This is a genomic window from Pseudolysinimonas yzui (assembly GCF_014653215.1).
Taxonomy (GTDB): domain Bacteria; phylum Actinomycetota; class Actinomycetes; order Actinomycetales; family Microbacteriaceae; genus Pseudolysinimonas_A; species Pseudolysinimonas_A yzui.
Genome location: NZ_BNAI01000001.1, coordinates 46,801 through 58,553 on the forward strand (window position 1 = coordinate 46,801; position 11,753 = coordinate 58,553).

Annotated in this window: 9 protein-coding genes, 1 tRNA gene and 1 pseudogene; all 11 read right to left on the minus strand. The window is 66.5% G+C overall.

Features of this window, described 5'->3' with window-relative positions; genetic code table 11:
* Positions 1 to 16 precede the first annotated feature (16 nt).
* The 11 genes and pseudogenes from IE173_RS00230 to IE173_RS00280 all read right to left on the minus strand — a co-directional run bounded on the left by IE173_RS00230 (position 17) and on the right by IE173_RS00280 (position 11,733).
* Complete coding sequence (locus IE173_RS00230; protein ID WP_191281391.1) at positions 17 to 610, minus strand: DUF305 domain-containing protein; 594 nt, start codon at positions 608 to 610, stop codon at positions 17 to 19.
* Positions 607 to 921: a metal-sensitive transcriptional regulator gene (locus IE173_RS00235; RefSeq protein ID WP_191281392.1), complete on the minus strand. Its 315-nt coding sequence runs from the start codon at positions 919 to 921 to the stop codon at positions 607 to 609. The genes IE173_RS00230 and IE173_RS00235 overlap by 4 nt, the downstream gene beginning before the upstream one ends.
* Positions 911 to 2,957, minus strand: a pseudogene (locus IE173_RS00240) (heavy metal translocating P-type ATPase). The gene IE173_RS00235 and the pseudogene IE173_RS00240 overlap by 11 nt, the downstream one beginning before the upstream one ends.
* Positions 2,958 to 3,126: 169 nt before the next feature.
* Positions 3,127 to 3,417 carry a YHS domain-containing protein gene (locus IE173_RS00245; protein WP_191281393.1) on the minus strand — a complete coding sequence of 97 codons (291 nt, stop codon included), beginning with the start codon at positions 3,415 to 3,417 and terminating at the stop codon, positions 3,127 to 3,129.
* A 119-nt stretch (positions 3,418 to 3,536) separates the two neighbouring features.
* Positions 3,537 to 3,618 (minus strand) — tRNA-Leu (locus IE173_RS00250).
* Between the two features lie 86 nt (positions 3,619 to 3,704).
* A complete protein-coding gene (locus IE173_RS00255) occupies positions 3,705 to 6,218 on the minus strand; it encodes a glycoside hydrolase family 32 protein (RefSeq protein ID WP_191281394.1) in 2,514 nt (837 codons plus the stop codon).
* 73 nt (positions 6,219 to 6,291) lie between these two features.
* Complete coding sequence (locus tag IE173_RS00260) at positions 6,292 to 7,560, minus strand: glycoside hydrolase family 32 protein (RefSeq protein WP_191281395.1); 1,269 nt, start codon at positions 7,558 to 7,560, stop codon at positions 6,292 to 6,294.
* Positions 7,557 to 8,609 carry a LacI family DNA-binding transcriptional regulator gene (locus IE173_RS00265; RefSeq protein ID WP_191281396.1) on the minus strand — a complete coding sequence of 351 codons (1,053 nt, stop codon included), beginning with the start codon at positions 8,607 to 8,609 and terminating at the stop codon, positions 7,557 to 7,559. Before IE173_RS00265 ends, IE173_RS00260 begins: the two co-directional genes overlap by 4 nt.
* Before the next feature lie 11 nt (positions 8,610 to 8,620).
* Positions 8,621 to 9,460: a carbohydrate ABC transporter permease gene (locus IE173_RS00270; RefSeq protein ID WP_191281397.1), complete on the minus strand. Its 840-nt coding sequence runs from the start codon at positions 9,458 to 9,460 to the stop codon at positions 8,621 to 8,623.
* Positions 9,457 to 10,344: a carbohydrate ABC transporter permease gene (locus IE173_RS00275; RefSeq protein ID WP_191281398.1), complete on the minus strand. Its 888-nt coding sequence runs from the start codon at positions 10,342 to 10,344 to the stop codon at positions 9,457 to 9,459. The genes IE173_RS00270 and IE173_RS00275 overlap by 4 nt, the downstream gene beginning before the upstream one ends.
* Positions 10,345 to 10,407: 63 nt before the next feature.
* Entirely contained in the window at positions 10,408 to 11,733 is a 1,326-nt protein-coding gene (locus IE173_RS00280; RefSeq protein ID WP_191281399.1) for an ABC transporter substrate-binding protein, read from the minus strand.
* Positions 11,734 to 11,753 lie beyond the last annotated feature (20 nt).

Consider the following 11,753-nt stretch of genomic DNA (forward strand, 5'->3'; position numbering starts at 1 on the left):
CGAGCCTATGCGCACCTCACAACTGCGTCAGGAGCTGCTCCATCTCGGCGATCTCGGCGGTCTGGGCGTCGATGATCTGCTGCGCGAGGTCGAGCACCTGGGCATCCCGCCCGTTGTCGAGCTCCTGCTGCGCCATGACGATCGCGCCGGTGTGGTGCTGGATCATCTGGCTGAGGAAGAGCGTCGAGGCGTCCGGACCCGACGCGGCCTCGAGCGCGGCCATGTCCTGATCCGACATCATGCCGTCCGACCCATGGTCCATCCCGCCCATGCCGTCCAGATCCGGGTCGAGCCCCCAGTCCTCGAGCCACGAGGTCATCAGGTCGATCTCGGGTTGCTGCGCCGCCTGGATGCGCTGGGCGAGCTCGACGACGCGTTCGTCGACATCGTCCTTGGCGAGCACCAGCTCGGCCATCTCGAGCGCCTGCTCGTGGTGGGGGATCATGCCCACCAGGAACGCCTCGTCTGCCGCGTTGAACGATGCGTCCGAGGTCGCCGGCGATGCGCCGTGATCCATGCCGTTCATGTCGGTCGTCGTGGTGCATCCCGCGAGCACGAGCGCACCCGCGACGACGATCGAGGCGAGAGCCCCGGTGCGCTGTTTCGTCATGAGCGCACCAGCCGTGCGATCGCCTGCGTCGCTTCGGCGAGCTTGGCCTCGGCGACCTCCCCGCCCGACCGTGCGGCATCGGTGACGCAGTGCTTGAGGTGGTCGTCGAGGAGTCCGACGGCCACCCCCTGCAGCGCGCTGGTGAGTGCCGAGATCTGAGTGAGGATGTCGATGCAGTACTGCTCCTCGTCCACCATGCGATGGATGCCGCGAGCCTGCCCCTCGATCCGCTTGAGCCGAGCGAGGTACTTGGCCTTGTCTGAGATGTAGCCGTGGTGGCTGTGCTCCGCGTGGGTGTGGTCAGCCGACATGAGCGTGCTCCTTCTCTCCGAGGGTCTGCCGCGCGCTGGTCTCGGGGCGCAGGTCGAGGCGGCGCAGCAGCTGGGCGTTGGCGGCGACGACGATCGTCGAGAGCGACATCAGGATCGCCCCGACCGACATCGGCAGCACGAAGCCGAGCGGTGCGAGCACCCCGGCCGCGAGCGGCACCGACAGCAGGTTGTAGCCCGCCGCCCACCACAGATTCTGCTTCATCTTGCGGTAGGAGGCCGTCGACAACTGGATCACCGAGAGCACCGAGCGCGGGTCGGAGCTGGCGAGGATGACGCCGGCCGACGCAATCGCGACATCCGTTCCGGCGCCGATCGCGATGCCGACATCCGCCTGCGCGAGGGCGGGGACGTCGTTGACGCCGTCACCGACCATCGCGACGAAGCGGCCTTCGGCCTGGAGTTCGCGCACCTTGGCCGACTTGTCTTCGGGCCGGACGCCGGCGAACACCCGGTCGATGCCGAGTTCGTTCGCCACCTTCTTCGCGACCGCTTCGGCGTCACCGGTGATCATCACCACCTGGCGGCCGAGGGCGTGGAGCGCCTCGACCGCTTGGCGCGACTCCTCACGGACGGCGTCCTCGAGTCGCAAGGCTCCGATCACCGCGCCGTCGGACACGACGTGCAGGATGATCGCGCCTTCCGCGCGCCAGGCGTCGGCGATCGGCAGCTCGGCGACGCCTTCCTCGCCGAGCAGGTGCGGTCCGCCGATGCGCACCCGGGCGCCGTCGACGAGCGCGGTCACACCCACGGCGGGTGACGAGCTGAAGTCGCTCGCCGTGGGGATCGCGATGCCGCGCTCGCGAGCCGCCGTGACGATCGCGTGGGCGAGCGGATGCTCGGAGTCGGCTTCCGCGGCGGCGGCGAGGGCGAGCATCCGGTCTTCGGCGATCCCCCCGACGACCTCGACGGCCGTGACCGTCGGCTCGCCCTTGGTGAGCGTTCCGGTCTTGTCGAACAGGATGGTGTCGACGGTGCGCATGCTCTCCAACGCCAGCCGGTCCTTGACCAGCACGCCGCCCTTGGCTGCGCGTTCGGTCGCGATCGAGACGACGAGCGGAATGGCGAGACCCAACGCGTGCGGGCAGGCGATGACGAGCACGGTGATCATGCGGATGATCCCCTCGTCAGGCAGCCCGGCGAGCGTCAGGCAGCCCGGCGAGGCTCCACACGATGATCGTGACGACGCCCGCGCCGAGCGCGAACCAGAACAGCAGGGCCGCAGCGCGGTCGGCGATGCGCTGGGCGCGCGAGGACGAGCTCTGCGCCTCGGCGACCAATCGCTGGATGCCGGCGAGGGTGGTGTTGTCGCCGACGGCGGTGATCTCGACCCGGATGGCCGAGTCGGTGGCGATCGTGCCCGCCACGACGGTCGCGCCGACCGTACGTTCCACGGTCTTGGATTCGCCGGTGATCATCGACTCGTCCATGCTCGCCGAACCCGACACGACGCGTCCGTCGGCGGGAACGCGACCGCCGGGTCGAACGACGACGATGTCGCCGATCGCGAGGTCGGCCGGAGCGACAGTGCGGGTCGTCTCGCCCTCGACCAGCTCCGCCTCGTCGGGCAGCAGGGCCGCCAGGGAGTCGAGAGCCGACGTCGTCTGCGCGAGGGAGCGCATCTCGATCCAGTGCCCGAGCAGCATGATCACGATGAGCAGCGCGAGTTCCCACCAGAAGTCGAGCTGGTGGTCGAGCAGCCCGAGGCTCGCACCGAGCGAGGCGATGAACGCCACCGTGATGGCGAGGCCGATGAGCAGCATCATGCCCGGCTTGAGCGCCCGCACCTCGGCGACCGCTCCGCTGAGGAACGGCCATCCGCCCCAGAAGAACATGACCGTGCCGAGTGCCGGCGAGATCCAGGGGACCCAGGCGACATCGGGGAGCTCGTAACCGAGCAGCATCGCGAACATCGGAGAGAACGCGACGACGGGAACCGCGAGCGCGAGCATGATCCAGAACCGGCGACGGAACTGCCCGACATGGTCGCCGTGGCCGGCGTGCCCGCCGTGTCCCATGGCGGCGTGGTTCATCGCACCGTGCCCCATCGCACCGTGTCCCATGGCGGCGTGGTCCATCGCGGCATGTTTCATGGCGCCGTGACCCATCGCGCTGTGGTCCATCGCGGCGTGGTCCATCCCGCCGTGGCCCATCGCGGCGTGGTCGTGATGTTCGTGTCCGGCGTGATCATGCGCGTCGTGATCGTGCGCAGCGGATGCCGTGGCGCGTCGGGCGAGCACCTCGCGCGGCGAGGGGAGGGTGCGCGGCCGCCACGAATCTCTCGGGGTCGGCGTCGAAGCGCGGCCCGCAGCCGCCGCAGCAGAACCAGTAGCGCTCGCCGTCATGGTCGCGGTAGTAGCCGGCCTTCTCTGCTTCGCTCTTGACGACGACGTTGCTCGGCATCACCGGGCACACCGCGAGGTCAGCCTCGGCTGCGGTCGCGGCAGCAGGTGACGTGTGGTCGTGTTCGTGTTGCATCTCTCAGCCTCCATACCCACCGGGGGTATGAGCGAAGATACCCCTAGGGGGTACGGATGCGCAAGCTGTTCGCGCACGGCGAATCTCGTAGCCCCAGCAGAGGCACGATCGTCACAGGGTGCGGAAGGTGGGACTCGAACCCACACGCCTTTCGGCACAGGAACCTAAATCCTGCGTGTCTACCGGTTTCACCACTCCCGCGCTTCCCACAGTCTACGAAGGGCTGCGCGAACGTCGGGGTGAGCCGCGCACACCATCGCGGCTCACCCCGAACTCTTCAGCGGCGGCTAGCCCGTCGGACGGTCATCGAACGTGATCTGGTCGACGTTGATGTGACCCCAGCCTCCCGTGTTGTTGTCGATGATCTGAATCTGCCCCGTTTGGCCATCGAGATCGTCGACCAGCCAGGACTCCCATCGGAGGTGCTCTGCGTCACGACCGGTGGCAGTTCGCACGACCTGGCCGCCGACGAGCAGGTTGATGGTCGTCTGGGTGTCGGCCTCACCGCCGATCGTGCCGGCCTCGTCGGAGAAGACGATCTGGTCCACCATGAGGTGACCCCAGCTGCCGGTGGCCTCGTCGACGACCTGGATCTGCGCCGTACGACCGACGAGGCGGTGAACATCCCAGGAGACATCCCGCAGGGTCGCGCTGTCGTCCCCCGTCGCCGTGCGATACACGACGCCATCGACGATCAGGTTGACCGCCGTGGCTCCGCTTGCGCCCCACGCATGGTCTCCTCCCGCGATGCGGAAGTTGATGCGGTCACGCGTGATCGTGAACTCCGGCGACGTGATCGTGCCGGCCGAGGAATCTCCGCCGTTGACGAAGGTGTCCAGAGCCTTGGAGCCCACCTGTCCGGTCAGCGAGCCCGTCGTGGGCCCCTGGCCGTTGAAGCTGCCCGTCGCTGTCCAGCCCGTGCCCCATCCACTGCCCTCGAACGTTGCGAAGACGTTCGACGGCCTCGGGTGCCACCCGCCTCCGACGAGGAAGTTGATGAACGGCTCGCTGATCGTGAAACTCGGCGACGTCAGGGTGCCGGTGGTGGAGTCGCCCGAAAGGAAGCTGTTCACCAGCTTCGACCCGAGATAGCCCGTCACCGGCTGCTGCCCCGAGAGCGTCCCGGCCGCGGGTGCCGAGCCGAAGGCGCTGCCCGTGGTCGACCAGCTGCCGTAGTCGGCGCCTTCGAAGTCGGCGTATGAGGACGGCATCTCCGACGCGGTCATGATGTCGACGAACTCCCGCACGACGATGTTGTCGAACTCGGCGCTTCCGTTGTCGGCGAAGAGCCGGATGCCCGCGTCGCCGGGTTTGAAGAACACCTGACTCGAGTGCACGTGCTCCCCATCGTCGATGAAGACCTCCACCGACCCGCGGTCCACGAACACCCGGAGGTGCACCGACTCTGCCTGCGGGTCGAAAGGTGTCTCTGACTGCACCCACGGGTAGAACCCGATCTCCGGCGTCTGGCCGACCTGTTCCGACGGTTGCCGGTTGAGGTAGAAGACCTGGTTGTCGTACACGCCCAGGTCCGTGTGGCGGCTGCCGTCGCCCGAGACCCCGACTTGCACACCCACGTTCTCAACGTCCGTCCAGGAGATGTCGAGCTCGAGCTCGTACGCCTCGCCGTGGTAGTCGAGGTCGATCACCTCATCGGTCAGTGACTCGCTGGCGATCGGGAATTCGTTGCGCACGTGATCCGCAAGTTCCGCCACCGGCTCGGAGAGCAGCGTATAGACGCCGCCGCCCCGGCTGGCGAGGCGCAACTCGCGGGTGATCGACATCTGCCCGCTGATGTCGTCGGAGACACTCGAGGGGATCGCCTTGTCCTCGTCCGCGTAACGCCAGTTGTTCATCCACGCGGTCGCGTAGCGGCTGTCGTCGGGGCTGGCCTGGTTGGGCCAGGACACCATGGCGTACCAGTCGAAACCGGAGTCGAGCCACTGCGGGTCGGCCTGGTCGGGCGTGAACTCCTCGCCGTCCCATTCGCCGATCCAGTATGCGAAGGTGTTCGGCTCACCGCTGTAGTCGCCCTGCATGCTCGCCCCGAAGACCCAGTGCCAGGTGTCGTCGTCGGCCTGGATCTGAAAGATGTCGGGGCACTCCATGCCACCGATGTTCGGGGATGTGTAGGCGAACTCGGATTGATACGTCCAGTTCTTGAGGTCGGGCGACGTCCAGAACTGGGACTTCTGGAGCATCGAGATCGCCGCCACCCACTCGTCGTTCGCCTCGTCCCAAACGATCTTGGGGTCGCGGAACCAGTCGTTGTTCCCGGGGTTGTCGATCACGACCCCGTACGAGGTGAAGGTGTCGCCACCGTCGGTCGAATACCAGAGGTACTGTTCCTGGTCGTAGCGATCACCGTCGGTCGGTTGGGTGGCGAGAGCGATCACCGTTCCCGCACCGAACCCGGCGGTGTTGTCCTCGTCGATGACGAGCGACCCGGTCCAGACCGGGAAGAAGCTCTCCGACGCCTTGTCGATCGCGATTCCCTCGTCGGTGAAGACGACGTTGTCGGTCGTCGAGGCGTGACGCCACGCGCCGCCGTCGGATTCGCGATCGCCCCAGAGGTAATAGAACTGGTAGGCGCCGTCGACCCAGATCGGCCGTTGCGGGTCGCTCGCCCAGTCGTGGGGAGCGGTCATGTGGTACACGGGTCGAAGCGACTCCCCGGGATCCGCGAGCGCCTTCGCCGGGGCTGCGGGAGCAAGCACCGCGGTGGAGACCGCGAGTGAGAGCGCCGTAACTCCGGTCAGGATGCGCCCGGCGCGCGGGGCCTTACGTGATCGAGACGTCATGTGTGTCAATCTCCTTTGATTAAACGTTTAAACGACGTAACGCTTCAACGTTAGCCGCTCCAGGCTTGCCAAATCAAGGTCTCCGGGAGACCACAGGACCGGAGTTCTCCCGGACGAGCGGCCAGACCGTGACGGGGGAGTCTGAGACGAGCCGGAGCGGCGCTGCCGCGGCCGGGAGCGGTCCGCCGATCAGGCCGCAGCGGCTCGCGACTTCAATCGTCGGCCCGTCGACCACGAGTCGGATCGGGCCGCCGACATAGGGCATCCGCCACGATTCCGGTCCGACCTGGAGGGTCAGGATGGCGTCGCCCACGGTCAGGACGGCGGCCTCGACCGTTCCGCTCTGGACGACGAGTGAGCGCCCCGGCGTCCAGATCGCGTCGGCGGCCGGTGCATCGATGAGACCCGTCGCTGCGGGATCCCGGCGATAGATCTCCAGATCCGGGTGCGGCGAGAGGAGCGGTCGACCGCGCTCGACGCCCAATCGGTAGGGAACGCTGTGAGCGCCGGCCCACCCGTCGGCCTCATCTTGTACCCCTCTCATCCAGAAGACGACGCAGGGGTGGCCGTCGGCGTCCATGAAGACGGAGGGGGCGTAGTAGCTCGACCCGAACGACAGTCGACCCCAGTCGTCGGCGTCGAATCGGCCATCGGCATACCGTCCGATCGCATATGCCGCGTAATGAAGGGTGTCCGCGCTCCACACCGAGAGGATCATCAGGTGCCGATCGCCGACGGCCACGATCTGGGGGCACTCCCAGAGATCGCCCGTCCAGACCGGGTCTCGCTCGTGACCGGGTCGCTGGAGCGCGATCCCCTCGTAGACCCACTCGTCGAGGTCACGTGAGCGATAGCTGAGCGCTGCGGCAGAGCCGTCTGCGAGCGCCGCGCCGACGAACATCCGCCACGAGCCGTCCGGCTCCTCGAGCACGAAAGGGTCACGGAAGGCGAGCACCTCGAGCTCGGGTGGCGCCGTCGCGACGATCGCGCCCTTGACCCACGCGGCCTCCCCACCACCTCGGGTCGCGACTCGCACCCGACCGGCTCCGAGACCGGGTGCGCTCACGGCCGTGTAGAAGATCCGATCCGCGCCTCGCTCGTCACGAACCAGCGCTCCCGTCCAGATGCCGTCGTCGCCCTCCCCGGGCGCCAGTGCGATCGGCAACTCGGTGAGCGACAGCAGGTCGGGACCCCTGGCATGACCCCAGTGGCAGTCGAGCCGCCATTCGGTGCCGCCGGGGACGTACTGGTAGAAGGCGTCATAAGCCCCGTCGCGGTACCCGATCGAGTGCGGGTCGTTGATCCACCCCGTGGTCGCTGTGAAGTGGAACTGTGGCCTCACGGCTGAACTGGCCGCGGAGCGCTCGTCGACTGACGGGCGACGGGCGGGCAGGCGATGCGTCGCAACTCGTCGGGTGCCGCCTCGTCGATGCCGAGGAGCATCCGCACTCCCGCTGCCCCGAGCTCGTAGTGGGGGAGTTGCACCGTCGACAGCGGAGGACGCAGATGGGCGGAGATCACCTCCTGGTTGTCGAATCCGACGATCGCGATGTCGTCGGGGATCGCCAGTCCGCGCGCCCGCAAGCCGTCGTACAGACCCATCGCGACACGATCGTTGTGGCAGAAGACCGCGTTCACCCCGAGACGCAGGATCGATTCGACCGCGTCGAAGCCGCCCTCCTGATCGGGCTGTGCGTCCAAGACGAGGGCCGGGTCGAAGTCGATCCCGGCAGCGGCGAGAGCGGCCTGGTAACCCTCGAGGCGACCGACGCGGGCGGGGGCGATCGCGGTGGTGTTGATGAAGGCGACCCGCCGGTGCCCTTCCGCGAGCAGCATGTCCGTCGCCGTTCGCCCTCCCTGCACCTCGTCGGGAACGACGGCGCGGGAATCCAGGCTCGGTGAGAAGCAGTTCACCATCACGAAGTCGGTCTCGCGCAGGGCTTCGGGAACGTCGGCAGCGCGGTGGAACCACGTCGAGTAGAGGATCCCCCTGACCTGATGCTCGAGCATCATCGTGATCGCTTCGCGCTCTGCGGGCTCGTTGCCTTCCGTGTTGGCGACGAGCAGCACGTAGCCGTGCTTCCAGGCTTCGTCTTGGGCGCCGTGGATGATCTGACCGGCGAAGGGCGTCGTGGCGATCGCGTCGGCGACGAGGCCGATGAACTTCGACCCGCCGCTCACGAGGTTCTTCGCCATCGCGTTCGGCCGGTAGCCGAGCTCGTCGATGACCCGTTGAACCCGTTCGCGCGTCTCGTCGGTGAGGCGCACGTCGCGCTTGCCGTTGGCGACGAACGACGCGGTCGCCACCGATACTCCTGCGGCCTTGGCGATGTCATGCAGCGTGACTGCGTGCCGGCGCGGCTTCGGCGGCTCTTTCGATTCGTGCGTCATCGTGTGCAAACCTAGCCCTTGGTCGAACCGCTCTCGAGGCCATAGATGATGGCCTTGTTCAACACGAGGAAGACCAGAAGCAGCGGCGTCACGGTCACGCAGACTGCGGCGAATGTGGCGGTCCAGTCGACGGACCCCATCGCCCCGATGAAGTTCTGCAGGCCCAGCGGGATCGTCTTGAGGCCTTCGGTGAACACGAACGTGTTCGCGAAGATGAAGTCGTTCCAGATGAAGATGCCGTTGACGAAGACGACGGTGATCACGGTGTTGGTCGACAACGGCATCGTGATGCCGAAGAAGATGCGATAGGGCCCCGCGCCGTCGAGCGACGCCGCCTCGTAGGTCTCCCTCGGGATGTACTGGAAGAACGAGGTGAACAGGTAGATCGAGATCGGCAGAGCGAACCCCACGAGCGGGATGATCATCGACTGGTAGGTGTTGAGCAGTCCCACGCGGGCGTAGTTGACGAACAGGGGGACCAGGGCCACCTGTACCGGCACGATGATCCCGATCAGGAACAGCCCGAGAACCACCTTGCTTCCCCGGAACCCCAGCACCTGCAGCGCGTAGGCGGCCATCATCCCGAGGAACACGATGAGCGCACTCGACGCGGCGGTGACGACGAAGCTGTTGAGGATGTACTGCGGCAGGTCGGCCATCTCGAACGCCCGAACGTAGTTGTCGAGCGTCAGTGACGAGGGGATGCCGAAGGGGTTGCCCGCGGCGAAGTCCTGGGCGGGACGCAGGCTCGTCACGAAGAGCCACGCCAGCGGATAGACCTGAACGATGACGATGGCGACGACGAGGCCCGTGGTGAGGGACTTCGCGAAGCTCAGGCGACGGGGTCTCATGAGGTCACATCCGATCGGCGGCGGAGCAGGAGGAAGATCAGCCCGACCGCGACGATGCACTCGACCACGATGAAGACCGAGATGGTGCTCGCGTAGCCGAAGTCCGTGCTGCGGAACGCCGTCTTGAACATGTAGGTCGTGAGCAGTTCCGACGACTGCCCGGGTCCGCCATTGGTGAGCAGGTAGGGGATGTCGAAGCCGCGAAGGCTATAGGTGGTGGCCATGATCATCGTGGTGATCCAAACAGGGCGGATGTAGGGGAAGCGGATCTCCGTGAAGACGCGCCACGACGACGCCCCGTCGAGACGTGCCGCTTCCTCGAGCTCCTTGGGAACGGCGAGGATGGCCGCGTAGAGGATCAGCATGTAGAGACCGAGAAAGCGCCAGCCCTCGGGAGCCGAGACCGCGACGAGCACGGTGTCCACGTTGGACAGCCACGGGGTCGCGAGGTTTCCCAGTCCGACGAACTCGAGGATCTGGTTGATCAGACCGGAGGGTTCGAACGAGTAGATCTCCTGGAAGAGGAAAGAGATCGCGACCGTCGAGATGATCGCCGGCAGGAGGAGAAGCGTCTTGACGACCTCCTTGCCCCGGCCCACATAGGTGAGCAGGTTCGCGACGAAGAGTGAGACGCCGAGCTGGAAGAAGAGACAGACGGCGAGATAGACCAGCGCGTTGCCGAAGGCCTTCCAGAAGATGTCGTCGCGGGTCAACATCCGGATGTAGTTGTCGATGCCGACGAACTCCATGTCGGTGATGCCGTCCCACTGGAAGAAGCTGAGCACCAGCGACTGGAGGATCGGGAACAACACGGCGATGACGTACAGCGCCAGCGGTGGAAGCAGGAAGACCAGCACGGAGAGTCGGGAGCGGTGCGGCAGCACGTCCGGCCTCCTTTCTCGTTCGGGCCTGTGTGCCGGCCCCGAGGGGCCGGCACACAGGGGAGATCAGTCGAAGAACTTCGGGGCGTTCTCGGCGAGAGTCGCGTCGATCGTCTTCGTGAACTGCTCCGGGGTGATCTCGCCTTGGACGAGCAACACGAGATCCTGCTGGAGTCGCGAGTTGGTCGTCGGGTCGAGCTGCGTGTCCCACGGGAATGCCGTCTCGTCGCCCAGGTTGTCGACCTCGGCGAGGGCACGCGCGTAGAGCTCGGATGCCCCTTCCGGAATGACGACGTCCGAACCGGCGATCGGGGACATGTGGCCCGTCTCGACGATGCGGTCGGAGTACTCGCTCAGCAGGAACTTGAGGAAGTCCTCGACGAGCGGGTCGAACGCCTTCTGGCTGATTCCCATGCCGATTCCGGAGACGACCGTGTAGTCATTGTCGGCCGTCACCGCGCCCTCGACAGTCGGGAGGGTGAAGAAGTCGATGTTGCCTTTCACGCCCTCGGGGAGGTCGGGACTGGTGAGAGCCGCGAGTTCCCACGTACCGATCTGGTACACGGCGGCCTGGCCGCTGGTGAACAGGTCACGGGCGTCGGTGTAGCCCTGCGACGAGAACCCTTCGGCGAAGCATCCCGACGACCCGAGCTCGGCCAGCCACTCGGAGGCGTGCGTGCCCACCTCGTCGCTGAGCTCGACCTCGGCTCGCTTGAGCTCGTTGAGGTAGTCCGGCCCCGCGAGACGGAACGGCTGGTACGACATGTAGCGAGCGAGCGGCCAGCCGTCTTGCCCGTCGAGCGCGAACGGGATGACGCCGGCGTCGCGCAGCGGACCGCACAGGTCGGCGAAGTCATCGAGCGTCTCCGGCACCGTCACGCCGGCCTGCTCGAAGAGCGCCGTGTTGTACCAGAAGAACTCCATCTCGAACTCGAACGGCACCATGTAGAGCGAGCCGTCGTCGAAGCGCTGGTAGTCGAGTGCCAGGGGCCGGAAGTCGTCGTAGATGTCGAGGTCCTTGAGAAGCGCTTCGACGTCGACCAGCTTGCCCTGGTCCACGAGCTTCCTCGTGAACGGGGTTGCATCGGTGTCGAAGAACTCGGGAAGCTGGTCGGCCGCCGCGAGGGTCTCGAGCTTCTGAAGGTACGACGGACGATCCGGCGTGGTGACCAGATTGAGTGCGAAGCCGGGGTGGGTTTCCGCGTACTCGTCGGCGATCTCTTTCACCACCGTGATGATGCCGCCGTCAGCGGGGCGCGAGAGCAACCACGAGATCTCGCGACCGACGATCTCACCCTCCTGCGAGGGGCCCGCGGGGGTCCCGCAACCGATGAGGGTCAAGGTCGCCGCCATGGCGACCCCAGCGATTGCCAGCCTCTTCTTGTGTTTCATGTTCTCCTCCTTGAGAGTGT